The sequence below is a fragment of the Sphingomonas sp. EU05-FHT14C10 genome (genome assembly GCF_058790595.1).
This window is the reverse complement of sequence record NZ_JBYTEN010000001.1, coordinates 406671-433383: the sequence shown is the minus strand read 5'-3', so window position 1 is coordinate 433383 and position 26713 is coordinate 406671. Positions and strand designations below refer to the sequence as shown.

Below are 26713 nucleotides of genomic sequence, written 5' to 3'. Positions count from 1 at the left end.
CTCAGTGCGCCTGATCGCGAAGGCTGTCGATCTCGGTCGAGAGGTCGACGCCGCGATCGGTGGCGATGCGCTCGAGGACGCGGACACGCTGTTCCAGCCGCTCGGTGTGCGCCGCATATTGCGCGGCTTTCTCGGCGGTCTGCGCGCCCATCACCTCAAGCTGCTTTTCCTTGTACTTCAGATGGCTCTTGTAGATGCCGGCGAGCACGGGGATGCCCACGACGATGAAGAAGAAGCCAAGGAAGACATAGGGTTCCATGTCGCGCGCTCCTCAGTTCGTCTTGTTGCGCAGCGCGTCGATCTCGCGATCGAGGCTGTGCGCGCTGTCGGTGACGATGCGCTCGACATTGGCGAGGCGATCCTTGATCGAGCCGAGCTCGGCACGGAGCTGGGCGTTCTCCTGCGTCAGCAGCTTCACGCGTTCCTGCGTCTCGGCATCCTTGCGCGGATAGACCGCCTGGCCCCAGGCTCCGTCGAGCGGGTAGCCGTTCTTGATCCGCATCCAGGTGGTGAGCACCCACCCGCCGACGCCGATTGCCGCGACGGTGGCGATGATTGGCGCGATCTGCGTGAAGAAGATGAGTTTGTCGTTCATGCCTGATGTCCCTGTTTGACTGCTGGCGCGTCGGGCGGCGAGGGCGATCCGGTTTCGACGAACCGCAACCCCGCTTCGATCAGCGTAGCTTGTCGATTTCCTCGGCGAGGCGGTTGGGCCGGTCGGTGGCGATCCGCTCGAGCACTGCGATCCGTTCCTCCAGCCGCGTGATCTGACCCTTCAGTTTCTCATTCTCGTTCGAAAGCAGGCCGATGGCGCGTTCCTGATCGGGGTTGTGGCGATCGACCTTGCCGCCCCATTCATTCTCGATCGGGTAGCCATGCTTGGCCCGGATGGCGGTGGTGATGACCCAGGCCACCATGCTCATCGCGATGATCGCAAGGACGAAAGTCGGACCTTGGAAGCTCATCATTTTTCTCCCCTGTCCGGTCTAGCGGTTGACGCTGGGTCAACCGCAAGCCGGGCAATGTCTGTTCAGCGCAGGCTGTCGATCTCGTCGGCCAACCGGCTGTTGCGGCTGGTGTAGTAGAGCTCGACGTCGGCCAGGCGGCGGTCGATGTCGCGGAACTTGGCGCGGACGTCGCGGGTGGAACGGGCGGGCGAGGTGCGGACGCCTTGCCAGAACTTCGCATCCTCGGCGCTGGAATAGAGGCCCACCGGCTTGGGGGTGCCCATCCAGGCGGCCATGAAGTATGCGATCAGCGTCCAGGGGAAACCGCCGATGAAGGTCAGGATGACCAGTCCGATGCGGACCCACATCACGTCGACGCCGGTATAGTCGGCGATCCCCGCGCAGACGCCCGACCATTTGGCGTTCTGCTTGTCGAGGTAGAATTTGGTGCGGCTGACGCTCATTGAATTTCTCCCCTGATCTTGGTTTCCAGATAGTCCGGAGCCGGGCGGCGCAGCTCCAGTCCGGGGTTGTCGGCGGCGATGATCCGCTCGATCGAATTCATCCGATCGTCGAGCCGGCGGGCCATCTCGTGCAGTTCGTCGAGCAGTTGTTCATCTTCGCGGGTGATCCCGCCGGCCTTCTTCCACTGGGTGACGTAGTGGAGGATCAGCCATGGCATCGCGACGAAGAGGAAGCCGCAGACGAAGATGGGGACGAGCACGTCTTCCATCGGATCAGCCCTCCTGTTCGGTCGGGCGTCCCAGCGCCTTGGCCTTCAGGGCTTCCAGCTCGGCCTCGACCTTCTCGTTCGAGCGCAGCTCGGCAATCTCTTCCTCGAGGCTCTTGGGCGCGGCCCCGAAACCGGCGGCTTCGGCGCGGCCCTCGGCCAGGTCGGCGCGGCGCTCGAGCATGTCGAAGCGGCTGAACGCCTCGTCGATCTTCGGGCCGGCATAGGCCTCGCGCATCTTCAGGCGATTGTGCGCGCTTTCCATGCGGGTGACGATCGCGTTCTGGCGGGCGCGCGCCTCGCGCAGCTTGCCCTGCAGCTTGGCGATGTCGGCTTCCGAGGCGCGGAGCGCGTCGTCGAGCACCGAAATCTCGGCTTCGAGCTGCTCGGCCATGTCCTTCGCCTTCTGCTTTTCGACCAGCGCGGCCTTAGCGAGATCCTCGCGACCCTTGGAGAGCGCCAGCTCGGCCTTCTCGGTCCAGCTGTCCTGCAGCTTGTCGAGCTTGGCGATGTGGCGGCGCATTTCCTTCTGATCGGCGATGGTGCGGGCAGCCGAAGCGCGGACCTCGACCAGCGTTTCCTCCATCTCCAGGATGATCATGCGGACCATCTTCGCCGGATCCTCGGCCCGATCGAGCAGATCGGTGACGTTGGCGGCGATGATGTCACGGGTTCGCGAGAAAATTCCCATCGATTGGCTCCTGAAACGCGGTTGGGAAGGGGTAGTGTGGGTCCGCTGAAGGCGGGGTGCCGGGACGAGCGCGCGTGAGGGGGGAAGCGCGCTCATCCCGGCGCTGGTCTCGGTCATGCCAGCGGCGCCGAGACGGTGTTGTCAGCGACTGTCCGGATCACCTGGGCGTCGTTGGCGCGGGCCGGGCCCACGGCGCTCAGCACGCAGGTGGTGCTAAACAGGACGGTGCAGAGGATCGCGGAGGCGGTCTTGCGGAATTCGAAGCTGCTGAACATTTCTGGTCTCCCTGTATCTCGAATGCGGTGTCTCAAATCTGGCGCCGTGGGCTTCCCCGGCGGCTTGTCCAAAGCATTGCAGGGCGCGTGCCAGTTTTTGCGCAACACGGATTTCCGCCATTTTTTCAGCAGTTGATTGGCGGCTTGGCATTTTTTCATTGCCAACTGTTGGGAAATTGCACCATATCGCGGCATGGACAGGGCCAATGCATTCATCGGTCAATCGCTCGCCTTTCTCGACTCGGTCGAGCGGGCCAGCCGCGCCGCGGCGCTCAATCGCCCCGTGCTGGTGATCGGCGAGCGCGGGACGGGCAAGGAACTGGTCGCGGAGCGCCTTCACCGCCTGTCGCCGCGCTGGGATGGCCCCCTGATCATCATCAACTGCGCGGCGCTTCCCGAAACGCTGATCGAGGCCGAACTGTTCGGGCATGAGGCGGGCGCCTTCACCGGCGCCACGCGCGCGCGCGCCGGCCGCTTCGAGGAAGCCGATGGCGGCACATTGTTCCTCGACGAGCTGGGCACGCTGTCCGCCGCCGCACAGGAAAGGCTGTTGCGCGCGGTCGAATATGGCGAGGTGACGCGGATCGGATCGTCCCGGCCCGTGCGCGTCGATGTCCGCATCGTCGCTGCCACCAACGAGAATCTGCCCGCGCTCGTCGATCAGAACCGCTTCCGTGCCGACCTGCTCGATCGCCTGTCGTTCGAAGTGGTCACGCTGCCGCCGCTGCGCGCGCGCGAGGGCGACGTGCCGGTGCTCGCCGATCATTTCGGTCGCCGCATGGCTGCCGAGCTGGATTGGCCGCACTGGCCGGGCTTTTCGGACGACGCGATGGCGACGCTGCTCGCGCATCGCTGGCCGGGCAACGTCCGCGAGCTGCGCAATGTCATCGAGCGCGCCGTCTATCGCTGGGACGATCCCGAACGGCCGATCGACGATATCCAGTTCGATCCCTTCGCCTCGCCCTGGGCGCCGAAGGGCGAGGCTGCACGCTCGCTCGCTACGGCGCAGGCCGCCCCCATGGCCGCCGCGCCTGCCGCCAATGTCGAGGTCAACGTCACGATCGAGGAGGTCGGGGACTTCCGCTCGGCGTGCGAAGCCTATGAGAAGAAGCTGCTGACCGAGGCGCTCCAGCGCTGCCGCTACAATCAGCGCCTGACTGCGAAGGCGCTGTCGCTGACCTACGACCAGCTTCGCCACGCACTGCGCAAGCATGAGCTGCTCAACGTGGTCGCTGTAGGTCAACCCACATAAGTGCTCCTGCGGAAGCAGGAGCATAGGAGTCACGCGCCCTGTGGCTCGATATCCCACGGAATCGGGCTTCCGCCGAGCACGGATTATCACGCCGTCATTGCGAGCGCAGCGAAGCAATCCAGAACATGCCCGACTTCGTACTGGATTGCTTCGCTGCGCTCGCAATGATGGAAAGGGGCTCAGAATCCCTGCTTTCTGCGAACGTTTCGCAAAGATAACGCGGGACATTTCCCGCCGCCATGCGTTAGCAGCGGCGACGACCGGACTCACGCCGAAGCCCCTCATTAAGGAGACCTGACATGGCTTTCGTCCTCCCCGAACTGCCCTACGCCAAGACCGCGTTCGGAGACATTCTGTCGGAAGAGACCTTCGACTTCCATTACGGCAAGCATCACAAGGCCTATGTCGACAACACCAACAAGCAGGCCGAAGCGGCGGGCCTCGCCAACGCTTCGCTGAGCGAAGTGATCAAGGCGGCGAAGGACAGCGGCAACAAGGGCCTGTTCAACAACAGCGCACAGATCTGGAACCACAGCTTCTACTGGCTGGGCCTCACCCCTGAGAAGAAGACGCCCAGCGCCGCGCTGCAGTCGAAGATCGACGCCTCGTTCGGCTCGACCAAAAAGCTGCTCGAAACGCTGAAGACCGAAGCCGTCGGCCACTTCGCCAGCGGCTGGGCCTGGCTGGTGCTCGATGGCGACGCGCTCAAGGTCACCTCGCTTCACGATGCCGATACGCCGCTCGTCCACGGCCTGACGCCGCTGCTGACGATCGATGTGTGGGAACATGCCTATTATATCGACTATCGCAACGCGCGCCCGAGCTATCTCGATGCGCTGCTCGCGGGCGCGATCAACTGGGATTTCGTCGAGCAGAATCTGGACGGCAAGGGCGTCAGCCGCGCCGACCAGCCGGGCGCGTAACGCTCACCCGCCGTCATTGCGAGGAGGCGAAGCCGACGAAGCAATCCAGCCGATGGCGAAAATCGCACTGGATTGCTTCGCCCCGCTCGCAATGACGCACACAGAAGTGCTCCGGCTTTCGCCGGAGCACTCTGCATTTGAGCATTGAAAACCTCAGCCTTCGGGCGGAACCGGCGGCGAATCCTTCGCGGTCTCGGCGGTCAGCCCGTGCTTCATCAGCATCGGGATATTGGCCATCGCGAACAATATGGTCATCGGGATCGCACCCCACAGCTTGAAGCCGACCCAGAAATCCCAGCTTTGGGTGCGCCAGACGATCTCGTTGAGCACGGCCATGCCCGCGAAGAAGATCGCCCAGTTGATCGTCAGCTTGCGCCATCCGATGTCGTTCAATCCCGGATAGGCATTTTCCAGCAGCATCTTGAGCAGCGGCCGGCCGCTGATCAGCCCGTAGGTGAGGATGATCGAGAACATCGCGTAGACGATCGTCGGCTTCACCTGGATGAAGGTCTGGTCGTGGAACCACAGGGTCAGGCCGCCGAACACGACGACGAGCCCGCCGCTGATCCACAGCATCGGCGAGACGCGTCCCGATTTCGCCCAGGACACGATCATGGCGATCACCGTGGCGATCACGAAGGCAGTCGTCGCGACCAGCACTTTCATCAGCTTGGGCTCGGGCGCCAGCGCATTGGCGGCGAAGAAGGTCGCCAGCGGCCCGAAGTCGATGGCCATGCGCAGCCCGGGGGAGAGCGCTTCCTTGGCGGGGGCGGGGTTGGTCACGTGTTGATCCTCAAATTCCGGTCGGGCTGGGCCCGTCGAAGCCCTTTACGTCCTGCATGCTGAACGAAGGAAGAAGCGAAGGGCTTCGACAGATTCGACCTGGATGGCGCAATTTTACTTTTCGTCGACGCCCGCGATCGCGCGCGCCAGTTCCTGCGGATCGAAGGGGCGCAGATCGTCCATGCCCTCGCCGACGCCGATCGCATGGATCGGCAGCCGGAACTTCTCCGCCGCCGCGACGAGCACGCCGCCGCGTGCCGTGCCGTCGAGCTTGGTCATGACGAGGCCGGTGACGCCGGCCACTTCCTTGAAAATCTCGATCTGCGACAAGGCGTTCTGCCCCGTCGTCGCATCGAGGACGAGGACGACGTCGTGCGGCGCTTCGGGGTTGAGGCGGCCAAGGACGCGGCGGATCTTCGCCAGCTCGTCCATCAGCTCGCGCTTGTTCTGTAGGCGGCCGGCGGTGTCGACGATCAGCACGTCGATGCCCGTCGCCGTCGCCTGTTTCACCGCGTCCCATACCAGCCCGGCAGCGTCGCCGCCCTCGGCGCCCGTGACGATCGGCACGCCGATCCGCTCGGCCCAAACCTTGAGCTGGCCGATCGCGGCGGCGCGGAACGTGTCGCCGGCGGCCAGCATCACGCCATAGTCCTGCTCGAGGAACAGATGCGCCAGCTTGGCGATCGTCGTCGTCTTGCCCGATCCGTTGACCCCGATGACGAGGATTACCTGCGGGCGCGGGAAGGCGTCGATCTCCAGCGGCTCTGCGACGGGGGCGAGCACCTTGGCGATCTCCTCGGCCACGACCTCGCGTACCCCGGCTTCGTCGAGCCCGCGCTCGAAGCGGCCCTCGGCCAGCCGTTCGCGCACGCGCCCGGCCGTCGCGGGGCCGAGATCGGAGACGATCAGCGCTTCCTCGATCTCGTCCAGCGTCTCGCGGTCGAGCGCGCTCTTGGTGAACAGCCCGGTGAGGTTCTCGCCCAACCGGTCCGAGGTGCGCTTGAAGCCGCCGAGCAGCTTCTCGTGCCAGCGCTTGTCGCTCATGCAATTGCTCCGGAAATCAATGTGTCGTCTTCGCGCGCGACGATCGGCGCGGCGATGATGCTGCCCGGCGCGGCAGGCGCGGGGAGGCGGATCCTGGCGAAATTCTCGGCATGGCCGGTCAGCCCGTCCTGCTCGACCAGCATCGTCTGCACCGTTCCGATCAGCGCGTCGAGCCAGCCATCGCGGCGCGCTTCGCAGGCTTCGCGGAGCAGGCGGGCGCGGGCGCGGGCTACTTCGGGCGCCACCTGCGGCATGTGCGCCGCTGGCGTGCCTTCGCGCGGCGAATAGGGGAAGATATGGCCATGCACGATGTCGCACTCGGCGACGATCTTCAGGCTGTTTGCAAACATCGACTCGGTTTCCGTTGGAAAACCTGCGATAATATCCGCGCCGATCGAAATTTCCGGGCGCGCCGCCTTGATCCGCTCGACGAGTGCGATCGCATCCGCGCGCAGGTGGCGGCGCTTCATCCGCTTGAGCACCATGTCGTCGCCCGCCTGCAGCGACAGATGGAGATGCGGCATCAGCCGCGGCTCGCTTTCGATCAGCGCGACCAGCTCGTCGTCGATCTCGACGGGGTCGAGCGAGGAGAGCCGCAGGCGCGGCAGATCGGGAACCAGCCGCAGGATGCGACCGACCAGGTTGCCGAGCCCGGGCTTGCCGGGCAGGTCGCCGCCATAGCTGGTGACATCGACGCCGGTCAGCACGATTTCGCGCTTGCCGGCCGCGACGAGCGCGCGGATCCGATCGATCACCGCGCCGGCGGGCAGCGAGCGCGCGGCTCCTCGCGCATGCGGGATGATGCAGAAGGTGCAGCGATGGTCGCAGCCATTCTGCACTTCGACGAAGGCCCGGGCGTGCGTCTCGTCCACTGCGTGCGGCGGCGCGGTGGTCGCGGCGGGGAGGCCGAAGCTCTTCGCGTCGAACTTGTCGGGGCCGCGCAATATCCGCGTCACTTCGGGCATGGATTCGAACGAAAGCGGGTCGATCTCGACCGCGCAGCCGGTGACGAACAGCCGTGCATCGGGGCGCTCGCGCCGCGCCTTGCGGATCGCCTTGCGCGTCTGGCGCACGGCTTCCGCCGTCACCGCGCAGCTGTTGACGATCACCAGATCGTCCGCCGACCCCCCGGCAAGCTCGCGCATCGCGGCCGATTCCGCGATGTTCAACCGACAACCTAGCGTGATCGTCTGCGCGCTCATCCGAACGCCTCGCTGTCCGCCTCGCCGGAGAAGACGAGCGTTGCAGGCCCCGCCATGCCGATCGTCCCGCCCTCGTGCCAGTCGATCATCAAATCGCCGCCGGGCAGCGTCACGCGCACAGGCGCGTCGACCAGGTTGCGCCGGATCGCTGCGACTGCCGTTGCGCAGGCGCCGGTGCCGCACGCGAGCGTCAGCCCCGCGCCGCGTTCCCACACGCGCAGGCGGATATGGTCGCGCGCGACGATCTCGGCGACGTTGACGTTCACGCGTTCGGGAAAGAGCGGATCATGCTCGATCAGCGGCCCCAGCCGCTCGAGCGCGATCGCATCGATATTCTCGACGAAGAAGATGACGTGCGGATTGCCGACGTTGACCGCCATCGGCCGGTCGAGCGCTTCCCAGCCGACCGGCATGTCCGCAGTGTCCTTGGCGTAGGCGAGGGGGATCGCATCCCAGTCGAAGCGTGGTGCCCCCATATCGACGCGCGCATTGGCGGCTTCGCCTTCGGCCCGGAGCAACCCGCCGGCGGTCTCGATGCTCAGCGCGCCGCCGATCAGGCTGGCGACGCAGCGCGTGGCATTGCCGCACGCCTCGACCTCGCCGCCATCGGGATTGAAGATACGCATCTTGAGATCGGCAATGTCGGACGGCTCGAGCAGGATCAGTTGATCGCAGCCGATGCCGCGATGCCGGTCGGCGATCGCCTGCGCCAGCCGTGCGTTCACGGCAAAGGCGCGCGCGCGTGCATCCACGACGACAAAGTCGTTGCCGAGCCCGTGCATCTTGTGAAAGGCGAAGCGCATCGCGCGCGACTTAGGGTCGCGACGCGCCGAAGTCCATCTTGGAGGCGGTCAGCCGGCCTTGCGCTGGCGCGCCTTGGCGATCGGCGCGACGGGCGCGGGTTCGCGCGCGGTCGGCAGAAGGCCGCGGTCGGCGAGCAGCGCGCGGACGCTGGGCAGGTCCATCGGCTTGCCGAAAAGCCAGCCCTGGCCCTTGCTGCAGCCCAGTTCGCGCAGGCGCGCCTCGATGACCGAATCCTCTATGCCTTCGGCGGTGATCGGCAGGTTGAGGCTTTCGCCCAGCCGCGTGATCGCGTTGACGATCGCGGCGCTTTCCGAATTCTCGTTGATCGACGAGACGAAGCTGCGGTCGATCTTGATCCGGTCGAAGGGCAGCGCGCGCAGATGCGCAAGGCTCGAATAGCCCGTGCCGAAATCGTCGAGCGCGATGCGGATGCCCTGATTCTTCAGGCTGCCGACGATCGACTGGGCGAGGCCGAGATTCTCGAACAGCGAGCTTTCGGTGATCTCGACTTCGAGGCGCTGGGCGGGGAAGCCGGTCTCGATCAGCAGCTTGACGATCTTCTGCGCAAGCCAGGGATCCTTGAGCTGCATCGGCGAGATGTTGACCGACAGCATGATCGAGCGGTCCCAGCTCTTCGCTTCCATGAAGGCCTGGCGCATGACCGACAGCGAAAGATCGCCGATCATGCCGGTTTCCTCGGCGATCGGAATGAAGATGTCGGGCGGGACGATGCCGCGCGTCGGGTGGATCCAGCGCGCGAGAATCTCGAAGCCGTGGAGACGGCCTGTGGTCAGGTCGATCTGCTGTTCGTAATAAGGCACGAACTGGCCCTGCGGAATGCCGTCGCGCATGCCGAGTTCGATCGCATTGCGCGTCTGCAACTCGCGCTCCATCGATCCGTCGAACCAGTTGTAACGGCTGCGGCCTTGATTCTTGGAAACATACATGGCGATGTCGGCGCGGCGGATCAGTGCTTCGATCGTCTCGCAATCGGCCTCGGTCCGGGCGATGCCGATCGACACGCTGATATGCGCGCTGATCCCCTTCGCTTCGAGCGGACGGCTGAGCCGCGCGACGATGCTTTCGGCGACGAGATCGACGACTTCGGGGGCGGCGGGATCGAAGGGGATGGCGCAGGCGAATTCGTCGCCGCCCAGCCGCGCCGCGATGGCGTCGGTCGGCAGTCCGGCCGCGATGATGCTCGATGCGACGCCGAGTACGGCGTCGCCGGCGGCATGACCGTTCACGTCGTTGACCGTCTTGAAATGGTCGAGGTCGAGCAGCAGCACCGCGACGTACTTGCCGCGCTTCGCTGTCTTCTCGATCATTTCCGCGCCGTCCTCGAGGAAAGCGTGGCGATTGGGCAGGCCGGTCAACGTGTCGCTATAGGCCAGCGCGCGGACGCGCGCCTCGGCCTCGGTGCGTTCGCGCACTTCGCGCGAGAGATCGACATAACGTCGCCAGCCGAACAGCAGCAGCGCGATGTTGAGGATCAGCGTGGTCGCGAGGACCGTATCGGCATTGGCGCCCGCGCCCGAGATCAGCTGGCCGATCGAGGGCAGGACCGCGCTGCCATTGGCGACGAAGAGGAAGATCGTGGCAACAACGATGCCGCCCGCGACAATCTCGCGATTGGCGATGGAAAGGGGGCTGCGGCCGCCTTCGTCCTTGTCATTGTCCTGAACGCCCATGACTCCCCCGCGTGCCGGAAACCCTGTTGTGCTGCCTCTGATCGCATTTCCGGCTCTATAAGATGTTAACGCGGGGGTACTCGCCCTCGCTTGCGTCCCGGGCGCGGATCGGTTAGGGGCGCGGCAACATTTCCTTCCGGGGAAAGGTCTGATGCAAGCGCCTGCAGGGCGCACGCTGGTCGGCGAGGTTTCGCCCACCGGCGTTTTTTGCGTTACGACCCGGACAGCGGGAGGCGCAATGGAGTGAGTGCATGTTCGACACTTTGAGCGATCGGCTCGGCGGCGTTTTCGACCGTCTTCGCGGGCGCGGCGCGCTGAATGAAGCCGACGTGCGCGCGGCGATGCGCGAGGTGCGCATCGCGCTGCTCGAGGCCGACGTTGCGCTCCCCGTCGTTCGCGATTTCGTCGACAAGGTGACCGAGCAGGCCGTGGGGCAGCAGGTGCTGAAGTCGGTCACGCCGGGCCAGCAGGTCGTCAAGATCGTCAACGACGCGCTCGTCGAGATGCTGGGCGCAGATTCGAGCGATCTCGCGATCGACGTCACCCCGCCCGCGATCATCATGATGGTCGGCCTGCAGGGCTCGGGCAAGACGACGACGACCGCCAAGATCGCGAAGCGCCTTGCCGAGAAGGACCGGAAAAAGGTCCTGATGGCGTCGCTCGACGTCAATCGTCCCGCCGCGCAGGAGCAGCTGGCGACGCTGGGCGAGCAGACCAAGGTCGCGACCCTGCCGATCGTCGCGGGGCAGTTGCCCGTCGATATCGCGCGCCGGGCGCTGAGCGCCGCCAGGCTCCAGGGCTATGACGTGCTGATGCTCGACACGGCGGGCCGCCTGCATGTCGACCAGGCACTGATGGACGAGATGAAGGCGGTCGCCGATGTCGCGCAGCCGCAGGAAATCCTCCTCGTCGTCGACTCGCTGACCGGTCAGGACGCGGTCAATGTCGCGAAGAGCTTCTCCGAGCAGGTGCCGCTGACCGGCGTGGTGCTCACCCGCATGGACGGCGATGCGCGCGGCGGCGCCGCGCTGTCGATGCGCGCGGTCACCGGCAAGCCGATCAAGTTCGCGGGCGTCGGCGAAAAGCTCGACCAGCTCGAGGCTTTCCATCCCTCGCGCGTCGCCGGGCGCATCCTTGGCATGGGCGACGTCGTCGGCCTCGTCGAGCGCGCGGCCGAGACGATCAAGCAGGACGAGGCCGAGGCGCTTGCCGCCAAGATGGCCAAGGGCCAGTTCGACATGAACGACCTGCGCGCCCAGCTTGCCCAGATGAAGCGCATGGGCGGCCTCGGCGCGCTCGCCGGCATGATTCCGGGCATGAAGAAGGCGCAGGCGGCGATGGCGTCGGGCGCGGTCGACGACAAGATACTCGTGCGCATGGATGCGATCATCACCTCGATGACGCCCAAGGAGCGCGCGAAGCCCGAACTGCTCAATGCCAAGCGCAAGATCCGCATCGCCAAGGGCAGCGGCACGACGGTTCAGGACGTGAACCGCCTGCTCAAGATGCATCAGGAAATGGCGACCACGATCAAGAAGCTCCGCAAGATGGGCGGGCTGAAGGGTCTGGCCGCGATGTTCGGCAAGGGCGGCGGGCTCGGCGGTGCGCTGGGCGGCGGCCTTCCCGGCGGCGCGGGCGGCATGCCCGATCTGTCGGGGCTTCCGGGCCTTCCCGGCGGCGACATGCCCAAGCTCCCGCCTGGGTTCCAGAATTTTTTGAAGAAGAAATAAGTTCAAGCAAAGGAAGTTAAGATGGCAGTTTCCATTCGTCTCTCGCGCGGCGGTTCCAAGAAGCGCCCCTATTACCGCATCGTCGTCGCCGACGCGCGCAGCCCGCGCGACGGCAATTTCATAGAGAAGATCGGCACCTATAACCCGCTGCTCGCCAAGGACAGCCCGGAGCGCGTGAAGCTCGACACCGATCGTGCGAAGCACTGGCTGAGCGTCGGTGCGCAGCCGACCGACCGCGTCGCCCGCTTCTTCGACGCCGCGGGCGTCAAGGAACGCGCCGCGCGCAGCAACCCGAAGAAGGGTGAGCCGGGCGAGAAGGCCAAGGAGCGCGCCGAGGAGCGTGCCGAGAAGCTGAAGGCCGCGCAGGAAGCAGAGACCGAGGCGTCGCAGGCCGAGACCGAAGCTGTGATGGCCGCCGAGATCGAAGCCGCGACCGAAGAGCCGACCCCGGAAGCCGAAGCGGTTGCCGAGGCGGTCGCTGAGGAAACCCCGCCGGCCGAGGCCTAAGTGGCAAAGCATTCCCCCGTCACGCTCGCCGTCGTCACGGGCGCGCACGGCGTGATGGGGGAAGTCCGCCTCAAGGTCTTCGCGGACGCGCTGAAGCGCTATAAAAGCTTCAATGGCGGCGCGCTGACGCTCAAGTCGCTGCGCGACGGCAGCAATGGCGCGATCGCGCGCTTCGCCGAGATCGCAGACCGTAACGCCGCCGAAGCGTTGCGCGGTACCGAACTGGTCGTGCCCCGCAGCGAACTGCCCCCGCTGGCCGAGGGCGAATATTATCATGTCGATCTGATCGGCCTGCCTGTCGTCTCGGACACGGGCGAGGCGCTCGGCATCTGCGTCGCTGTCGAGAATTTCGGCGCGGGCGACGTGATCGAGATCGAACGCGCCACCGGCAAGCGCTTCATGGTCCCGATGCGGCCCGAGGCGGTGCCCGAATGGGGCGATAGCATCGTCGTGGCCGACGCCTTCGTCGAGCGATGAGCTTCGCCGCCACGGTCCTGACGCTTTACCCGGGCATGTTTCCGGGGCCGCTCGGCACCTCGCTTGCGGGGCGTGCGATGGCGGAAGGGCGCTGGTCGCTCGATGCCGTCAACATCCGCGACTTCGCTGCCGACAAGCATCGCACGGTCGACGACACGCCGGCCGGCGGCGGGGCTGGGATGGTGCTACGCGCCGACGTACTGGCTGCGGCGGTCGACAGCGTGGCTGACGAACGGCCGATACTGGCGATGAGCCCGCGTGGGCGCCCGCTCACCCAGCAGCGTGTTCGCACGCTTGCGGAAGGGCCGGGTGCGATCATCCTGTGCGGCCGTTTCGAGGGCTTCGACGAACGGATTTTCGAGGGGCGGGCGATCGAGCCGGTCTCGATCGGCGACTATATATTGTCGGGCGGCGAGATGGGCGCGCTGGTGCTGCTTGACGCTTGCATTCGGCTGCTTCCCGGCGTAATGGGCGCGGCTTCGAGCGGAGACGAGGAAAGCTTCGAAAGCGGCCTCCTCGAATATCCGCACTATACCCGACCTGTCGAATGGGAAGGGCGCACGATCCCTGAAGTGCTGCGATCGGGGGATCATGCGAAAATCGCCGCCTGGCGGAAACAAAGGGCGGAAGATGATACACGGCTAAGGCGGCCGGACCTTTGGGAGCGCTATGTCGGCGCTCGGGACCAGTCGCCCTCTGGTGCGCATGCGAAGAAGAAGGACTAGAGGCATGAACCTCATCCAGCAGCTCGAAGCCGAGGCGATCGAGCAGTTCAACAGCACCAAGAAGATTCCCGAATTCCGTCCGGGCGACACCGTCCGCGTCGGCGTGAAGGTCGTCGAAGGCGAGCGCACCCGCGTTCAGGCCTATGAAGGCGTCTGCATCGCCCGCGCCAACAAGGGCATGGGTTCGTCGTTCACCGTCCGCAAGATTTCGTTCGGCGAAGGCGTCGAGCGCGTCTTCCCGCTCTATTCGCCGAACATCGATTCGATCGAGGTCGTGCGTCGCGGCGTCGTCCGTCGCGCGAAGCTCTATTATCTGCGCGGCCGTCGCGGCAAGTCGGCCCGTATCGCCGAACGTCGCGACACGCGCGAGACGGCGGAGGCCTGATCGGCTTTCGTTCCCGCGTTTCGCAGGCTACGAACGGGCGTCGGCATCTTGGTGTCGGCGCCCGTTCCTCGTTCAGGATCCTTTGATGCTCAGGACGCTGCTGATCTCTACCGCGCTCATGATGACGATGACCCAAGCAAACGCCCAGCAGCCCGAGAAGCTCAGCCTCGAACGCGTGTTCGGAAACCCCTCGCTTTCCGGCCCGACGCCGCGTGCGGTGAAGCTGTCGCCCGACGGCCGCTGGCTGACCTCGCTGCGCAACCGGCCCGACGAGAAGGAGCGGTTCGACCTGTGGGCCGTCGATACCTCGACGGGCGCGGCGAAGATGCTCGTCGATTCGAAGAAGCTCGGCAGCGGCGCCGAACTGTCCGAGGCGGAGAAGATGCAGCGCGAGCGCGCGCGCATCGCCGACCTGAAAGGCATCGTCGCCTATGACTGGAGCGCGGACGGCAAGTCGATCCTCGTGCCGCTCGACGGCGATCTCTACCTCGCCGGGCTGGATGGCAGCGTCCGCCGGCTGACCAGCAGCGCGACGAGCGAGCTCGACGGGACGACGAGCCCTAAGGGCGGCTTCGTCTCCTTCGTGCGCGACCAGAATCTGTTCGTGCTCGATCTGGCGAACGGCGCCGAGACGCAGCTGACGCGCGACGGCGGCGGCACGTTGAGCTGGGGCGTCGCCGAATTCGTCGCGCAGGAGGAAATGCACCGGACGCGCGGCCATTGGTGGTCGCCCGACGACAAGCGCATAGCGGTGGCGCGCGTCGACGAGAGCCCGGTTGCGATCGTGACGCGCGCGGCGATCGGCGCGGACGGCACCAAGGTCTATGACCAGCGCTATCCGAAAGCGGGCACGCCCAATGCCGTCGTCGAGCTGTACGTGATGGCGCCCGACGGCTCAGGATCGGTGAAAGTCGATCTGGGTGCCAACAAGGACATCTATCTGGCGCGCGTCGACTGGGCGCCCGACGGATCGGCGCTCTACGTCCAGCGCGAAAGCCGCGACCAGAAGAAGCTCGATATGCTGAAGGTCGATCCGGCGACGGGGGCCGCGAGCATCGTCTTTTCCGAGACCGCCAGGACCTGGCTCAACCTCCACGACAATTTCAAGCCGCTGCGCAATGGCGGTCTGCTCTGGTCGTCGGAACGCGATGGCTACAGCCACCTCTATTTCTGGAAGTCGGGGCGCTGGACCCAGCTGACCAGAGGCGCGTGGGGAGTGCGGTCGGTGATCGGCATCGATCAGACGCGCGGGCGCATCTATTTCATCGCCAACAAGGATACGCCGCTCGAGTGGCAGCTTTATTCCGTCGACCTCGGCCATCCGGGGCTGATCCAGCAGCTGACCGAGAATGGCTTCACCTATAATGCAGTGATGGACGACAATGCGACGCGGCTGATCGTGACGCGCCAGTCGCCCGCGCAGCCGCCGCAAAGCTACCTCGCCGACGCCACCGGCAAGCGCATCGAATGGATCGAGCGCAACGCGATCGACGGCGACCATCCCTATGCGCCGTTCAAGGCGGCGCATGTCGTGCCCCAGTTCGGCGTCATCAAGGCCGATGACGGGTCGGACCTGCAGTATAAGATTTTCGTGCCCAAGGGCTTCGACGGACCGCGCCCGGTGCTGGTGCAGGTCTATGGCGGGCCGGGCGCCGGGCGGCAGGTGACGCGCGACTGGGTGAACCCGATCCAGGAATATTTCGTGTCCAGGGGCTGGATCGTCTTTTCGATCGACAATCGCGGCACGCCCGATCGCGGCAAGGCGTTCGAGGACCAGATCTACCGCGCCATGGGCAGCGTCGAGGTCGCCGACCAGTTGAAGGGCGTGGCATGGCTGAAGGCGCGAGCCGATGTCGATCCCAATCGCATCGCCGTCTTCGGCTGGTCCTATGGCGGCTATATGACGCTGAAGCTGCTGGAAGCCGCGCCGGGCGTGTTCGCGGCGGGCGTGGCTGGCGCGCCGCCGACCAAATGGGAGCTTTACGACACCCATTATACCGAGCGCTACATGGGCAATCCCGCGACCGACCCCGCGCCTTATGTGAAATCCGATGCGCTGACCGAGGCGACCAGGATCGCCGATCCGCTGCTGCTGATCCACGGCATGTCGGACGACAATGTCGTGTTCGACAATTCGACCGCGTTGATGGCGAAGCTGCAGGGCGCGGCGGTGCCGTTCGAGACGATGGTCTATCCGGGGCAGGGGCACCGCGTGGCGGGGCCGGGGATTAGCGTCCACCTCTATCGGACGATCGAGAATTTCCTCGACGCCAAGGTGCTCGGCAAGGGCGAGTGAGCGCGCAGCCATCGTCACGCTGCCCGCTGTAGGGAATCGCGGAAAAGCGTGATTCCCGTCTCTGGAAGTTGACAAAGTTGAGAGGCTGGAGCGGTCTTCTCAACTTCCGAGTTCGGGCGAGGTCAAAGAGCGGGGCGGTTTGCGCGCAGCCCGCCTAGCAGCACAGCCGGGCTGTAGGACAGCTTTTCACGCTGCGGCCCGCGCTAGGGCGCGACGACGAGGCAGGCATTGCCTGCGGCCTTGGCGGTCGCGCAGAGCTTCTCCGCAGCGGCCTTGGTCTCGACCGGGCCGGCGCGCAGGCGGGTGACGGCCCCGGCCTTCTCATAGGCGGGCTGGAGCGCGGCAAAGCCATCCAGCGTCGCGCTCTTGCCCCACAGCGTGCGGGCGCGGCCTTCGTCGCTGAACGCGCCGAGCTGAATGCGCCAGCCGCCGGTAGAAGCGGCAATGGCCGGGGCCGCGGCCGGAGGGGCGACGGCGGGCTTTGGCGCGACCGGCGTCGGTGTGGGCTTCGGGGCGGGCGGCGGCGCCGGCTTGGGCGTAGCGGCCATCTGAACCGGGCGAGGCGATGCTGAAGGCGTCGGCGCTGCAGCCGGGGGCGGCGCGTAGCTTGCGCCGGCCTGCGACGGCGGGAGCTGGGTGGTTGCAATGGCAGGCACGGCAGGGCGCGGCGCCATGGGGATCGGCGCGCGTGCGGTGCCCATGCCCGCCTGAACGGGGGGTGCGGGGGCAGGGCGAGGCTGGGCCGCCGCCATGGTGCGGGCGAGCGCGATGCCTTTGGTGCGATCGGCCTCCGACAGATATTTGTCCATCTGCGCGAGGCTGGTGGTCGCCTGCGTGATCCCTTGCGCCGACGATCGCGTCATCAGCGCATAGGCGCGGGGCCAGTCCTTCTCGGCGAGGTCGCCGTTGAACATCGCGGTGCCGAGGACATATTGCGCGCGGGGCTCGCCGCGATCGGCGGACTTGCGGATCCACGGCATCGCTTCCTGCCGCTTGTTGTTCTGGAACAGGATGAGGCCGAGATTGTCCTCGGCCTGGACATGGCCTTTCTGTGCGGCCTTGCGATACCAGTCTTCGGCGATGTTCAGATCCTGCGGCACGCCGCGCCCGAGCTTGTAGGCCTGCGCGAGATTGAACTGGGCATCGGGATCGCCGGCGACGGCAAGCGGACGCCACTCGGCCACGGCCTGCGCGAAGTCGCCGGCCTCCCAAGCATCGACGCCCGTCTTGACGTCGGCGAGCGCGGGCGTGGCGGCGAGCATGAGCCCGACGATCAAAGCGCGCTTCAAACCAGTCCGCATCTGTTCCCCAACCCTGAAAAAGTACCGCCCGACAGCGATAATCCCGCTTTCCTAAGGATATGTTATCCAAGTTCGGCGAGGGATTCACGCCTTCCTTCGCACGGCCGGGCATTTGCCGCCACGACGGCGCGACGCCGCGCATATTAACCAGATTTTAGGCTCCCGATGCGACCACAGCGGAGAGGGACTTCTACCCGAAGGGGATGAAATGCGCGTTTTGGCGATGGCTTCGCAAAAGGGCGGATCGGGGAAAACCACCCTGTCCGGCCATCTCGCCGTCCAGGCACAGCTGGCCGGGGCAGGCCCCGTAGTGCTGATCGACATCGATCCGCAGGGCTCGCTGGCCGACTGGTGGAATGAACGCGAGGACGAATTCCCCGCCTTCGCGCAGACCACGGTCGCGCGGCTTGCCGCCGATCTTGAGATGCTGCGCCAGCAGGGCTTCAAGCTGGCGGTCATCGATACGCCGCCCGCGATCACAATGGCGATCCAGAGCGTCATCGCCGTCGCCGAACTGATCGTCATCCCGACGCGCCCGAGCCCGCACGATCTGCGCGCGGTCGGCGCCACGGTCGATCTGTGCGACCGCGCCGGCAAGCCTCTGATCTTCGTCGTCAACGGCGCGACCCCCAAGGCCAAGATCACCAGCGAAGCCGCCGTCGCCCTTTCGCAGCACGGCACGGTCGCGCCGATCACGCTGCATCACCGCACAGATTTCGCCGCTTCGATGATCGACGGCCGCACCGTGATGGAAGTCGATCCCAATGGCCGCTCCGCCGCCGAGGTGCGCGAGTTGTGGACCTATGTCTCCGACCGGCTGGAGAAGAATTTCCGCCGTACCGTGTTCAGCGCGCCCGGCGTCGGCCAGGCGGGCTTCGGCCATCGTCCGGCAGGTGGCGGCTTCGGCCGTCGCGTGGTCGGCCAGTGAAGGGAGCGGGACACATGTCTGAACCGAAGCCCTTCGCTTCGCTCACTTCGGGTCTTCTGGCGCGCAAGGGACAGGCGAAGCCTGCCATGCGTCCGCAGGGCTTTGCCGGTTTCGGCCCGATGACCGGAACGGGTCACGAGGATCTTGGCTGGAACGATATGGGATATGACGCGCCGCGCCCGGCGCCGACCCCGGTCACCGAGACACCGATCGTCGCCCCGGTGCCGGCGGTGATCCGCCAGCGTGAGGCGCTTGCCGCCGAAATCGAGACGCCTGCGGCCCAGCCGGAAGCCAAATCGGCGCCCAAATCTGCCGAAGTCACGCCGATCAAGCGCGATACGGCGCGGCCCAAGAAGCAGATGGTGATCAGCCGTGTGCCGACGAACAGCACTAAGGCCAAGGCAGCCTTCACGCTGCGCCTCGACGCTGATCGCCACCTTCGGCTGCGGCTGGCGTGCGCGGTGAGCAACCGTTCCGCCCAGCAGATCGTCACCGAGGCGCTCGACAATTTTCTCGCGACCATCACCGAACTCGATTCGCTTGCCGGACAGGTGCCCGCACGCAACGCGGGCTGAGGGGGACAAGATGATCAACAAGCGTGTTCTGACCCGGATCGCCGCTTCCTCGCTGATCATCGCCGCGGCGATGGTCGGTGCAGGCAATGTCGGGCTTGCGCCCAGCGCCAATGCTTCGGGGACGACCGAGCAGACGCGCGATGCGATGAAATCCGCCGACCGCGCCGAAAAGGCGCTGGCCAAGAAGGATTATGCCGCCGCGATCGGCTTTGCCGAGGAAGCGGTGGCGGCAAGCCCGCGCGACGCGGGCTACCGCATGCTGCTCGGTCGCGCCTATTTGGCCGGCGGACGCCTGCTTTCGGCGGGAACGACCTTCCGCGACGTGCTTGACCTCGATCCGTTGAACGGACGCGCTGCGCTCAACCTCGCGCTGATCGAGACTGCGCTCGGCAGCAAGGAGGATGCGCGCGAGACGCTGTCGACCAACGCGGCGTCGATTCCGGTGAGTGATCGCGGGCTTGCGCTCGCGCTGGCCGGCGACTCGACTGCGGCGGTGAGCCTGCTCGAAGGCGTGGTGCGCGCCGGGCAGGCCGACGCCAAGACGCGGCAGAATCTTGCGCTGTCCTATGCGCTCGCCGGTCGCTGGTCGGATGCGAAGGTGATGGCGTCCTACGATCTGCCCGAAGATCAGGTGACTGTGCGCATCATGCAATGGTCGCAGTTCGCGCGGCCGACTTCGGCATCGGATCAGGTGGCGTCGCTGTTGGGGATCAATCCCGTTGTCGATGCCGGCCAGCCGACGCGGCTCGCGCTCGGCGCGGTCGAGGCCCAGCCGGTCGCGCTGGCGCAGGCCCAGCCGGTGCCGGCGCCCGTTCCGACGGTCGCAGCAGCGCCCGAACCCGCCCCGGTGCCCGTCGTTGTGGCGCAGGCCGAGCCGGCTCCGGTTCCTGTTCCCGCGCCCGTCGCGCCGGTCGTCGAGCAGCGGAGTGCGCCGTCGATCGTTGCTTCGGCTGAGCCCGCGCCGGCCCCGGTTTCGGCTGCGACGCAGGCCAATTTCTCGGGCGTGACCTTCGCGCCGCGCACCGAGGTGGTGCAGGCGCTCCCAGTCAAGGCGGTTGCCGCCAAGGCCGAAGGGCTCGACAGCTTCCTTGCCAGCAAGCCGCAGCGCACGGCCGCCTTCGCGCCCGAGCGTGTCGCCGCGACCGAAACCAAGGCGCGCGTGCTGCGCCCGGCCGGCTTCCAGCGGGCGGCCTATGTGAAGCCCGCCGCGACCGGCGGCCAGTTTGTCGTCCAGCTTGGTGCTTTCTCGAGCGCGTCGCGCGTCGAGGCCGCGTGGAACAAGGCGGTGGGCCGCTTCGGGTCGCTCCGTGACTTCTCGCCTTCCACCGCGACCTATGTGCGCACCACGCCGGCTTCGGCGACGCTTTATCGTCTGTCTATCGGCGGTTTCGCGACGCGTTCGGATGCCGTGCAGGTGTGCGAGCGGATCAAGACGGCGGGTGGTGCCTGCTTCGTGCGCGGCGTTGCCGGCGATGCGCCGCTGCAATGGGCGTCGCGCAACGCGCCGACGCGGCTCGCCGCACGCTGACCCATCGCTTCAGTCGATCTTCCCGAAAGGCGGTCAGTCGAGAGGCTGGCCGCCTTTCAGCGTTTTGAGCACCTTGCCCTGCACCGGCAGCCCGTCGAACGGCGTGTTGCCGGCAAGCGCGACGAGGCGTTCGGAATCGATTTTCCACGGCGCGCCGGGATCGAACAGGATCAGGTCGGCAGGCGCGCCCGCCTCGAGCAATCCGCCAGGAACGCCAAGGATGCGCGCGGGGTTGGCGGCAAGCAGTTCAAACAGGCGCGGCAGATCGACGAACCCGTCGCGGACGAGGCCGAGCGACAGGGCAAGCAGCGTCTCCGCGCCCGCCATGCCCGGCGCGGCATCGGCGAAGGGCAGGCGCTTGTCCTCCGGACCGCGCGGATCATGGCCGCTGGCGATCACGTCGATCGTGCCGTCGGCGACGGCGGCGAGCGCGGCCTGACGATCGACTTCGCTGCGCAGCGGCGGAGACAGGCGCGTGAAGGTGCGGAAACCGGTCATCGCGATGTCGGACAGGAAGAGGTGCGCGGGCGTGATCCCGGCGGTGACGCGCAAGCCGGCGCGCTTGGCGGTGCGGATCAGATCGAGGCCGCGCGCCGTCGTCACCTGACGGAAATGAATGCGCGCGCCGGTCGCCTCGGCAAGCGCGAGGTCGCGCGCGATCGCCATCGCCTCGGCGGCGGCGGGCGCGCTCGGCAGGCCGAGGCGCGTCGCCGTCTCGCCATCGGTCGCGACGGCGCGGTCGGTGAGGCCGCCATCCTCGCTGTGGACGACGACGGTCAGATCCTGCGCGGCGGCATAGGCGAGGAGGCGGAGCATCACGCCCGAATCGGCGATCCAGCCGCGTCCGGTCGCCACGCCTTGCGCGCCGCCGGCCTTCATCAGCCCGATCTCGGCCAGCTCCTCGCCCTTCAGGCCGCGTGTGGCGGCGGCGAGGGGGTGAATCCAGACGCTGGGCTTGCCGATCGCGGCGGCGTGCTGGATCAGTGCGGGGTGATCCAGCGCGGGCGACTGATCGGGCATCAGCGCGGCGCGGGTGATGCCGCCGGCGCGGAAGGCCGCGCGATCGACCGCGAACACGCCGAGATCGACCAGGCCGGGAGCAATGATCGCACCTGCGGCGTCGAGAATGTCGGCGTCGGCAGGCAGCGCGAAATCGCCGACCGCGACGATGCGGTCGCCCTCGATCAGCACGCCGCCGCGCGTGCCGTCGGGCAGCTTGCCGCCGATGATGGCGAGGCGGTGGGTGTTCGTCATGCCCAGCCCTCCACGCCGCGTCGTTTCCGGGTCAAAATATCGAGGCAGGCCATGCGGACGGCGACACCCATTTCGACCTGCTCGGTGACGGCGGAACGCAGCGGATCGTCTGCGATCACGCTGTCGATCTCGACGCCACGGTTCATCGGCCCCGGATGCATGACCAGCGCATCGGGCGCGGCGCGGGCGAGCCGCTCGGCCGTCAGCCCCCACAGCGCATGATATTCGCGCGGCGAGGGGATGAAACCGCCGTCCATGCGCTCATTCTGCAGGCGAAGCATCATCACCACGTCGGCGCCTTCGAGGCCCGCGTCCATATCGGTGAAGGCCGTGACGCCCATCCGCTCGACATCGGCGGGGATCAGCGTCGGCGGGGCAACGACGCGAACGTCGGCGGCGAGCGCGGTGAGCGCGAGGATGTTGGAGCGCGCGACGCGGCTGTGGAGCACGTCGCCGCAGATCGCGACGGTGAGGCCGGCGATCTGGCCCTTGCGGCGACGGATGGTGAGCGCATCGAGCAGCGCCTGAGTGGGGTGCTCGTGGCGGCCGTCGCCGGCATTGAGCACCGGGCAGTCGACCTTGTCGGCGATGAGCTGGACCGCACCCGAGCTCTGATGACGGATCACGATCATGTCGGCGCGCATCGCGTTGAGCGTCTGCGCGGTATCGATCAGCGTCTCGCCCTTCTTCACGCTCGACTGGGCCGCGTGCATGTTGACCGTGTCCGCGCCCAGCCGCTTGCCTGCAATCTCGAACGAGAGAAGCGTGCGCGTCGAATTCTCGAAAAAGGCGTTGATCAGGGTCAGCCCGGCAAGCCGGTCGTCATGCTTGGTGGTGGCGCGGTTGACCGCGATCCACTGTTCCGCCTCGTCGAGAAGGAAGCTGATTTCGTGGGGCTGAAGCCCGCTGATTCCAAGCAGATGCCTGTGCGGAAACATCTCGGCGCCGGCGAGCGCGAGGGGAGGGCGGGGATGCGATGTCATTAAAGCCCGTCCCTAGCGCCGGGGGCGATCAGGGGCAAGCGGTGCCTGTCCCACGTCGTTCGGGCAGAGCCTGTCGAAGCCCATTTCTTATTTACTGACGCCGCAAGGGAAGGATTGGGCTTCGACAGGCTCTGCCCGAACGGTAGGCGACAAGGCTGGTTAGCCCATCATCATCGCGTCGATCGCGCCTTGCAGGATGTAGCTGGCCGCCATCTTGTCGACCAGTTCGGCACGGCGGGCGCGGCTGGCGTCGGCCTCCAGCAGCGTGCGCGTGACGGCCTGGGTCGACCAGCGCTCGTCCCACAACAGGATCGGGCGATCGCCTGCCATGTTGCGCGCGAAGGCGCGGATCGACTGGGTGCGCGGCGAATCGCTGCCGTCGAGGTTGAGCGGCAGGCCGATGACGAGCCCGGTGACGAACTGCTGCTTCATCAGCGTGTCGAGCGCGGCCTTGTCGACCGCGAACTTGGCGCGCTTGATGAGGCTTGCGGGGCTCGCGATCGTCCACTGCGCGTCGCACAGAGCGGTGCCGATCGTCCGCGTGCCGACGTCGAGCCCGATCAGCCGGCCGCCATTGGGCAGCGCGGCGCGGAAATCCGCAGCCTTGTCGTGGATCATTGTGCTTCGAATGCCTTCAGCCTGCGATCGATGTCGGCACGGATATTGGCCCAGAACAGGCTGTAGTCGAAGACATGATAATTATTGCCGGGCAGCGTGTACGGCCCCATGTCCGGCGGCGAGCCGATCAGCAAAATGCCGCGCTGGTCGCAGCGCGCGCCGATGCGCCCGGCCTCGATCGTCGCGCTCTTGAGGTCCGCGCCTGGATAGAGCGCGCCGAGATTGGCCGAGGGCAGGGCGGCGGTGCCCGGCGCCCCGGTGATCGGGTTGACGCAGAGCATCGGCGTGCCGCGGCGCGGCTTGCCGTCGAAGCCCGTGCTCTCGTCATAATGCTCGAGGATCAGCGCCGGGTCGGCGGGTTCGGCGAAGGCCTGCCAGGAGAGGATGCAGCCCGCCTGATCGGGGCGTTCGCACGCCGGCATTCCCATCGCCTTGACGTCGGTGGCGAGCGAGACCGGCCAGCCGACGATATAGGCCGCGACGATGCGTTTCACGAGCGGCTTGCCGGCCACCCGATCGCGCAGCAGGCGCGTGAGGTGCAGCGCGCCCTGGCTGTGGCCGGCCAGGATGATGGGCTGATCGGCCGGCGCGTCGGCAAGGAAGCGATCGAAGGCGGCGAGTATGTCGCCATAGGCGAGGTCGAGCGCCTTGTCGGCATCGGCGCGCGTGGTGAGGAAAGCCCCGAAGGTCGCCTGGCGATAGCGGGGCGCCCACACGCTGCCGACGCCGTTGAAGGCGCTGGCCTGCCCGCGCAGGAACAGCGCGGCACGGTCATTGGCTTCGGCATCGTCGAGCGGGGCGTTCCAGGCGGCGCGATTCAGGTAGCTTGTCGGGTGGATATAGAAGATCGCCGCGCGCGGGGTCGTGGTCGCCTGATAGCCTTTGGGCGTCCACAGCGCAGGATCGGCGCGGCCCTTGCCGGGACTCGAGAACCACATGGCGGGATCGGCATAGGCGTTGGGCGCAAGCGGCGCTTCTGCCTTGAAGGATGCGGACGGGATCATCGTCGCCCGCAGGATCTGCAGACCGAATATCCGGTATGCGAACGAAGCGGCAATAGCGAGCACGATCAATCCTGCGATTATATAGAGAAATTTGCGAGCCAAGGGCTGTTCCGTTGTGCAGTGCAACATGAATGACGTGCGGTTGCAAGTGCGTAACCGGCAACCGCGCCTCCGTCCAACGGAAGTGTAGTGTCCGGGGATGGGTTCAGGCGTTTCGGAGGCGGCACCGGCGCCGCCAATCCATCAGGCTTGATGCGGAGCGGGGCGGATGCTAGCCGCGCGGCCATGTCAGTCGATACCGCAACCGTCCGCCGGATCGCCGGCCTCGCGCGCATCGCCGTGAGCGATGCCGAGGTCGATGCGATGGTCCCCGAACTCAACAATATCCTCGGCTGGATCGAGCAGCTGGGCGAGGTCGACACCAGCGGGATCGAGCCGATGACGGCGGTGATCGCCAATCATCTGCGCCTGCGCGACGATGTGGTGACCGACGGCGCGGTGCGCGACAAGGTGCTGGCCAATGCGCCGCAGGCCGAGCATGGCTTCTTCGCCGTTCCGAAGGTGATCGAATAATGGGCGCGCTGACCGATCTTGGGATCGCCGCGATCCGCGACGGCGTGCGCGACGGCGACTTCACTGCGCGCGAGGTGACGGAAGCCTTCGTCACGCGCGTCGAGAAGGCGCGTTCGCTCAATGCCTTCCTCGTCGAGACTCCCGACCATGCGCTGGCGGCGGCCGATGCGGCGGACAAAGACCGCGCGGCAGGTGCGCTCAAGCCCCTGTCCGGCGTGCCGATCGGCATGAAGGACCTGTTCTGCACCGTGGGCGTGCAGGCGGCGGCGGCGAGCCACATCCTCGAGGGGTTCAAGCCCCCCTATGAATCGACCGTCTCGGGCAAGCTGTGGTCGGCGGGCGCCGGCATGCTGGGCAAGCTCAACATGGACCAGTTCGCGATGGGTTCGTCGAACGAGACCAGCGCGTTCGGCAACGTCATCTCGCCCTGGCGACGCAATGACGGCGGCAATGCCCCGCTGACCCCCGGCGGTTCGTCGGGCGGCAGCTCGGCTGCGGTCTCGGCGCGGCTCTGCCCGGGGGCGACGGGCACCGATACCGGCGGCTCGATCCGCCAGCCGGCGGCCTTCACCGGCATTTCGGGGATCAAGCCGACCTATGGGCGCTGCTCGCGCTGGGGCGTGGTCGCTTTCGCCTCGTCGCTCGATCAGGCGGGAGCGATGGCGCGCGACGTCCGGGACTGCGCGATCATGCTAGAGGCAATGAGCGGCTTCGATCCCAAGGATTCGACGTCGCTCGACCTTGCCGTGCCCAACTGGGAAGCCGCGCTTTCGGCCGACCTGCGCGGCAAGCGCGTCGGCATCCCCAAGGAATATCGCGTCGACGGCATGCCTGTCGAGATCGATGCGCTATGGAAGCAGGGCGTCGACTGGCTGACGGAAGCGGGGGCGGAGATCGTCGACGTCTCGCTGCCGCACACCCGCTATGCGCTGCCGGCCTATTATATTGTGGCGCCGGCCGAGGCTTCGTCCAACCTCGCGCGCTATGACGGCGTGCGCTACGGCCTGCGCGATCTGCCCGACGGGGCCGGGTTGCAGGACATGTATGCGGCGACGCGCGCGGCCGGTTTCGGCGCGGAAGTGAAGCGGCGCATCCTGATCGGCACCTATGTGCTCTCCGCCGGCTTCTACGACGCCTATTACACGCAGGCGCAGAAGGTGCGCGCGCTGATCGCCCGCGATTTCGAGAAGGCCTGGGAAAGCTGCGACCTGCTGCTGACCCCCACGGCGCCGTCGGCGGCCTTCGGACTGGGCGAGAAGTCGGCCGACCCGATCGCCATGTATCTGAACGACGTCTTCACCGTGCCGTCGTCGCTGGCCGGGCTGCCGGCAATGTCGGTGCCGGGCGGCGTCGATGCGGTCGGGCTGCCGCTGGGCCTGCAGGTCATCGGCAAGCCGCTGGACGAGCAGGGCGTTCTCAACGCCGCGCTGGCGATAGAGCAGCGCGCGGGCTTCGTCGCGCGGCCGGCGGACTGGTGGTGATTTGAA

At 66.7% G+C, this 26713-nt stretch carries 30 protein-coding genes; 13 read left to right on the top strand and 17 right to left on the bottom strand.

Going from position 1 to position 26713, the window contains the following annotated elements:
- Nucleotide 1: 1 nt before the first annotated feature.
- From AC3WT0_RS02165 to AC3WT0_RS02135, 7 genes are all read right to left on the bottom strand, one after another.
- Entirely contained in the window at nucleotides 2–259 is a 258-nt protein-coding gene (locus AC3WT0_RS02165; protein WP_492751061.1) for a hypothetical protein, read from the bottom strand.
- Nucleotides 260–271: 12 nt separating this feature from the next.
- Nucleotides 272–595: a hypothetical protein gene (locus tag AC3WT0_RS02160; protein WP_492751059.1), complete on the bottom strand. Its 324-nt coding sequence runs from the start codon at nucleotides 593–595 to the stop codon at nucleotides 272–274.
- A 79-nt stretch (nucleotides 596–674) separates the two neighbouring features.
- Complete coding sequence (locus AC3WT0_RS02155) at nucleotides 675–965, bottom strand: hypothetical protein (RefSeq protein ID WP_492751057.1); 291 nt, start codon at nucleotides 963–965, stop codon at nucleotides 675–677.
- Between the two features lie 65 nt (nucleotides 966–1030).
- Nucleotides 1031–1411 carry an envelope stress response membrane protein PspC gene (gene pspC / locus AC3WT0_RS02150; RefSeq protein ID WP_492751055.1) on the bottom strand — a complete coding sequence of 127 codons (381 nt, stop codon included), beginning with the start codon at nucleotides 1409–1411 and terminating at the stop codon, nucleotides 1031–1033.
- Nucleotides 1408–1680 (bottom strand): envelope stress response membrane protein PspB, encoded by a 273-nt coding sequence (gene pspB / locus AC3WT0_RS02145; protein ID WP_492751054.1) that lies wholly within the window; start codon nucleotides 1678–1680, stop codon nucleotides 1408–1410. The genes pspC and pspB overlap by 4 nt, the downstream gene beginning before the upstream one ends.
- A 4-nt stretch (nucleotides 1681–1684) precedes the next feature.
- Nucleotides 1685–2368: a phage shock protein PspA gene (gene pspA, locus AC3WT0_RS02140; RefSeq protein WP_492751053.1), complete on the bottom strand. Its 684-nt coding sequence runs from the start codon at nucleotides 2366–2368 to the stop codon at nucleotides 1685–1687.
- A 113-nt stretch (nucleotides 2369–2481) separates the two neighbouring features.
- A complete protein-coding gene (locus tag AC3WT0_RS02135; RefSeq protein WP_492751051.1) occupies nucleotides 2482–2643 on the bottom strand; it encodes a hypothetical protein in 162 nt (53 codons plus the stop codon).
- Nucleotides 2644–2836: 193 nt separating this feature from the next.
- Here AC3WT0_RS02135 and pspF point away from each other — a divergent pair, with 193 nt between their 5' ends.
- Together pspF and AC3WT0_RS02125 are read left to right on the top strand one after the other, a co-directional pair.
- Nucleotides 2837–3895 (top strand): phage shock protein operon transcriptional activator, encoded by a 1059-nt coding sequence (gene pspF, locus AC3WT0_RS02130; protein ID WP_492751050.1) that lies wholly within the window; start codon nucleotides 2837–2839, stop codon nucleotides 3893–3895.
- 299 nt (nucleotides 3896–4194) lie between these two features.
- Nucleotides 4195–4818: a superoxide dismutase gene (locus AC3WT0_RS02125; protein ID WP_492751049.1), complete on the top strand. Its 624-nt coding sequence runs from the start codon at nucleotides 4195–4197 to the stop codon at nucleotides 4816–4818.
- Nucleotides 4819–4971: 153 nt separating this feature from the next.
- On the opposite strand, the gene AC3WT0_RS02120 is transcribed toward AC3WT0_RS02125, so the two are convergent.
- The 5 genes from AC3WT0_RS02120 to AC3WT0_RS02100 form a co-directional block, all read right to left on the bottom strand.
- Nucleotides 4972–5601 carry a septation protein A gene (locus AC3WT0_RS02120; protein WP_492751048.1) on the bottom strand — a complete coding sequence of 210 codons (630 nt, stop codon included), beginning with the start codon at nucleotides 5599–5601 and terminating at the stop codon, nucleotides 4972–4974.
- Nucleotides 5602–5715: 114 nt separating this feature from the next.
- Nucleotides 5716–6645: a signal recognition particle-docking protein FtsY gene (gene ftsY, locus AC3WT0_RS02115; RefSeq protein ID WP_492751046.1), complete on the bottom strand. Its 930-nt coding sequence runs from the start codon at nucleotides 6643–6645 to the stop codon at nucleotides 5716–5718.
- A complete protein-coding gene (gene mtaB, locus AC3WT0_RS02110; protein WP_492751044.1) occupies nucleotides 6642–7847 on the bottom strand; it encodes a tRNA (N(6)-L-threonylcarbamoyladenosine(37)-C(2))-methylthiotransferase MtaB in 1206 nt (401 codons plus the stop codon). The genes ftsY and mtaB overlap by 4 nt, the downstream gene beginning before the upstream one ends.
- Entirely contained in the window at nucleotides 7844–8650 is an 807-nt protein-coding gene (gene dapF / locus AC3WT0_RS02105) for a diaminopimelate epimerase (RefSeq protein ID WP_492751043.1), read from the bottom strand. Before dapF ends, mtaB begins: the two co-directional genes overlap by 4 nt.
- A 48-nt stretch (nucleotides 8651–8698) precedes the next feature.
- The gene (locus AC3WT0_RS02100) at nucleotides 8699–10342 is read right to left on the bottom strand and encodes a putative bifunctional diguanylate cyclase/phosphodiesterase (protein WP_492751042.1); all 1644 of its coding nucleotides are present in this window, start codon (nucleotides 10340–10342) and stop codon (nucleotides 8699–8701) included.
- A 251-nt stretch (nucleotides 10343–10593) separates the two neighbouring features.
- On the opposite strand from AC3WT0_RS02100, the gene ffh reads away from it, so the two are divergent.
- The 6 genes from ffh to AC3WT0_RS02070 all read left to right on the top strand — a co-directional run bounded on the left by ffh (nucleotide 10594) and on the right by AC3WT0_RS02070 (nucleotide 16462).
- Nucleotides 10594–12072: a signal recognition particle protein gene (ffh, locus tag AC3WT0_RS02095; RefSeq protein ID WP_492751041.1), complete on the top strand. Its 1479-nt coding sequence runs from the start codon at nucleotides 10594–10596 to the stop codon at nucleotides 12070–12072.
- Between the two features lie 21 nt (nucleotides 12073–12093).
- On the top strand, nucleotides 12094–12579 hold the full coding sequence (gene rpsP, locus AC3WT0_RS02090; RefSeq protein WP_492751039.1) for a 30S ribosomal protein S16: 486 nt from the start codon (nucleotides 12094–12096) through the stop codon (nucleotides 12577–12579).
- Nucleotides 12580–13056, top strand: a complete 477-nt coding sequence (rimM, locus tag AC3WT0_RS02085; RefSeq protein ID WP_492751037.1) for a ribosome maturation factor RimM — start codon at nucleotides 12580–12582, stop codon at nucleotides 13054–13056.
- On the top strand, nucleotides 13053–13781 hold the full coding sequence (gene trmD, locus AC3WT0_RS02080; protein WP_492751034.1) for a tRNA (guanosine(37)-N1)-methyltransferase TrmD: 729 nt from the start codon (nucleotides 13053–13055) through the stop codon (nucleotides 13779–13781). The genes rimM and trmD overlap by 4 nt, the downstream gene beginning before the upstream one ends.
- A gap of 4 nt (nucleotides 13782–13785) precedes the next feature.
- Entirely contained in the window at nucleotides 13786–14166 is a 381-nt protein-coding gene (gene rplS, locus AC3WT0_RS02075) for a 50S ribosomal protein L19 (protein ID WP_492751032.1), read from the top strand.
- Nucleotides 14167–14251: 85 nt separating this feature from the next.
- Nucleotides 14252–16462: a S9 family peptidase gene (locus AC3WT0_RS02070; protein ID WP_492751031.1), complete on the top strand. Its 2211-nt coding sequence runs from the start codon at nucleotides 14252–14254 to the stop codon at nucleotides 16460–16462.
- A gap of 203 nt (nucleotides 16463–16665) precedes the next feature.
- On the opposite strand, the gene AC3WT0_RS02065 is transcribed toward AC3WT0_RS02070, so the two are convergent.
- A complete protein-coding gene (locus tag AC3WT0_RS02065; protein ID WP_492751029.1) occupies nucleotides 16666–17763 on the bottom strand; it encodes an SPOR domain-containing protein in 1098 nt (365 codons plus the stop codon).
- 208 nt (nucleotides 17764–17971) lie between these two features.
- Here AC3WT0_RS02065 and AC3WT0_RS02060 point away from each other — a divergent pair, with 208 nt between their 5' ends.
- The 3 genes from AC3WT0_RS02060 to AC3WT0_RS02050 are packed head-to-tail and all read left to right on the top strand — an operon-like array spanning nucleotide 17972 to nucleotide 20794.
- Complete coding sequence (locus AC3WT0_RS02060; RefSeq protein ID WP_492751028.1) at nucleotides 17972–18691, top strand: AAA family ATPase; 720 nt, start codon at nucleotides 17972–17974, stop codon at nucleotides 18689–18691.
- 14 nt (nucleotides 18692–18705) lie between these two features.
- A complete protein-coding gene (locus AC3WT0_RS02055; RefSeq protein ID WP_492751026.1) occupies nucleotides 18706–19266 on the top strand; it encodes a hypothetical protein in 561 nt (186 codons plus the stop codon).
- Between the two features lie 10 nt (nucleotides 19267–19276).
- Complete coding sequence (locus AC3WT0_RS02050) at nucleotides 19277–20794, top strand: SPOR domain-containing protein (RefSeq protein WP_492751025.1); 1518 nt, start codon at nucleotides 19277–19279, stop codon at nucleotides 20792–20794.
- 33 nt (nucleotides 20795–20827) lie between these two features.
- Here AC3WT0_RS02050 and AC3WT0_RS02045 read toward each other — a convergent pair whose 3' ends face one another.
- The 4 genes from AC3WT0_RS02045 to AC3WT0_RS02030 form a co-directional block, all read right to left on the bottom strand.
- Nucleotides 20828–22048, bottom strand: coding sequence for a dihydroorotase (locus AC3WT0_RS02045; protein ID WP_492751024.1), 1221 nt, complete (start codon nucleotides 22046–22048; stop codon nucleotides 20828–20830).
- Entirely contained in the window at nucleotides 22045–22986 is a 942-nt protein-coding gene (locus AC3WT0_RS02040; RefSeq protein WP_492751193.1) for an aspartate carbamoyltransferase catalytic subunit, read from the bottom strand. Before AC3WT0_RS02040 ends, AC3WT0_RS02045 begins: the two co-directional genes overlap by 4 nt.
- Before the next feature lie 204 nt (nucleotides 22987–23190).
- Nucleotides 23191–23649 carry a Holliday junction resolvase RuvX gene (ruvX, locus tag AC3WT0_RS02035; protein WP_492751023.1) on the bottom strand — a complete coding sequence of 153 codons (459 nt, stop codon included), beginning with the start codon at nucleotides 23647–23649 and terminating at the stop codon, nucleotides 23191–23193.
- A complete protein-coding gene (locus tag AC3WT0_RS02030) occupies nucleotides 23646–24755 on the bottom strand; it encodes a DUF3089 domain-containing protein (protein WP_492751022.1) in 1110 nt (369 codons plus the stop codon). The genes ruvX and AC3WT0_RS02030 overlap by 4 nt, the downstream gene beginning before the upstream one ends.
- Before the next feature lie 183 nt (nucleotides 24756–24938).
- On the opposite strand from AC3WT0_RS02030, the gene gatC reads away from it, so the two are divergent.
- Both gatC and gatA read left to right on the top strand, forming a co-directional pair.
- A complete protein-coding gene (gatC, locus tag AC3WT0_RS02025) occupies nucleotides 24939–25226 on the top strand; it encodes an Asp-tRNA(Asn)/Glu-tRNA(Gln) amidotransferase subunit GatC (RefSeq protein WP_492751020.1) in 288 nt (95 codons plus the stop codon).
- Nucleotides 25226–26707, top strand: a complete 1482-nt coding sequence (gene gatA, locus AC3WT0_RS02020) for an Asp-tRNA(Asn)/Glu-tRNA(Gln) amidotransferase subunit GatA (RefSeq protein ID WP_492751018.1) — start codon at nucleotides 25226–25228, stop codon at nucleotides 26705–26707. The genes gatC and gatA overlap by 1 nt, the downstream gene beginning before the upstream one ends.
- Nucleotides 26708–26713: the final 6 nt, after the last annotated feature.

Coding starts and splice junctions, on each gene's coding strand:
- AC3WT0_RS02165 (WP_492751061.1), bottom strand. CDS start 259: ATGGAACCCTATGTCTTCCTTGGCTTCTTCTTCATCGTCGTGGGCATC.
- AC3WT0_RS02160 (WP_492751059.1), bottom strand. CDS start 595: ATGAACGACAAACTCATCTTCTTCACGCAGATCGCGCCAATCATCGCC.
- AC3WT0_RS02155 (WP_492751057.1), bottom strand. CDS start 965: ATGAGCTTCCAAGGTCCGACTTTCGTCCTTGCGATCATCGCGATGAGC.
- pspC (WP_492751055.1), bottom strand. CDS start 1,411: ATGAGCGTCAGCCGCACCAAATTCTACCTCGACAAGCAGAACGCCAAA.
- pspB (WP_492751054.1), bottom strand. CDS start 1,680: ATGGAAGACGTGCTCGTCCCCATCTTCGTCTGCGGCTTCCTCTTCGTC.
- pspA (WP_492751053.1), bottom strand. CDS start 2,368: ATGGGAATTTTCTCGCGAACCCGTGACATCATCGCCGCCAACGTCACC.
- AC3WT0_RS02135 (WP_492751051.1), bottom strand. CDS start 2,643: ATGTTCAGCAGCTTCGAATTCCGCAAGACCGCCTCCGCGATCCTCTGC.
- pspF (WP_492751050.1), top strand. CDS start 2,837: ATGGACAGGGCCAATGCATTCATCGGTCAATCGCTCGCCTTTCTCGAC.
- AC3WT0_RS02125 (WP_492751049.1), top strand. CDS start 4,195: ATGGCTTTCGTCCTCCCCGAACTGCCCTACGCCAAGACCGCGTTCGGA.
- ftsY (WP_492751046.1), bottom strand. CDS start 6,645: ATGAGCGACAAGCGCTGGCACGAGAAGCTGCTCGGCGGCTTCAAGCGC.
- mtaB (WP_492751044.1), bottom strand. CDS start 7,847: ATGAGCGCGCAGACGATCACGCTAGGTTGTCGGTTGAACATCGCGGAA.
- dapF (WP_492751043.1), bottom strand. CDS start 8,650: ATGCGCTTCGCCTTTCACAAGATGCACGGGCTCGGCAACGACTTTGTC.
- AC3WT0_RS02100 (WP_492751042.1), bottom strand. CDS start 10,342: ATGGGCGTTCAGGACAATGACAAGGACGAAGGCGGCCGCAGCCCCCTT.
- ffh (WP_492751041.1), top strand. CDS start 10,594: ATGTTCGACACTTTGAGCGATCGGCTCGGCGGCGTTTTCGACCGTCTT.
- rpsP (WP_492751039.1), top strand. CDS start 12,094: ATGGCAGTTTCCATTCGTCTCTCGCGCGGCGGTTCCAAGAAGCGCCCC.
- trmD (WP_492751034.1), top strand. CDS start 13,053: ATGAGCTTCGCCGCCACGGTCCTGACGCTTTACCCGGGCATGTTTCCG.
- rplS (WP_492751032.1), top strand. CDS start 13,786: ATGAACCTCATCCAGCAGCTCGAAGCCGAGGCGATCGAGCAGTTCAAC.
- AC3WT0_RS02070 (WP_492751031.1), top strand. CDS start 14,252: ATGCTCAGGACGCTGCTGATCTCTACCGCGCTCATGATGACGATGACC.
- AC3WT0_RS02065 (WP_492751029.1), bottom strand. CDS start 17,763: ATGCGGACTGGTTTGAAGCGCGCTTTGATCGTCGGGCTCATGCTCGCC.
- AC3WT0_RS02060 (WP_492751028.1), top strand. CDS start 17,972: ATGCGCGTTTTGGCGATGGCTTCGCAAAAGGGCGGATCGGGGAAAACC.
- AC3WT0_RS02055 (WP_492751026.1), top strand. CDS start 18,706: ATGTCTGAACCGAAGCCCTTCGCTTCGCTCACTTCGGGTCTTCTGGCG.
- AC3WT0_RS02050 (WP_492751025.1), top strand. CDS start 19,277: ATGATCAACAAGCGTGTTCTGACCCGGATCGCCGCTTCCTCGCTGATC.
- AC3WT0_RS02045 (WP_492751024.1), bottom strand. CDS start 22,048: ATGACGAACACCCACCGCCTCGCCATCATCGGCGGCAAGCTGCCCGAC.
- AC3WT0_RS02040 (WP_492751193.1), bottom strand. CDS start 22,986: ATGTTTCCGCACAGGCATCTGCTTGGAATCAGCGGGCTTCAGCCCCAC.
- ruvX (WP_492751023.1), bottom strand. CDS start 23,649: ATGATCCACGACAAGGCTGCGGATTTCCGCGCCGCGCTGCCCAATGGC.
- gatC (WP_492751020.1), top strand. CDS start 24,939: ATGTCAGTCGATACCGCAACCGTCCGCCGGATCGCCGGCCTCGCGCGC.
- gatA (WP_492751018.1), top strand. CDS start 25,226: ATGGGCGCGCTGACCGATCTTGGGATCGCCGCGATCCGCGACGGCGTG.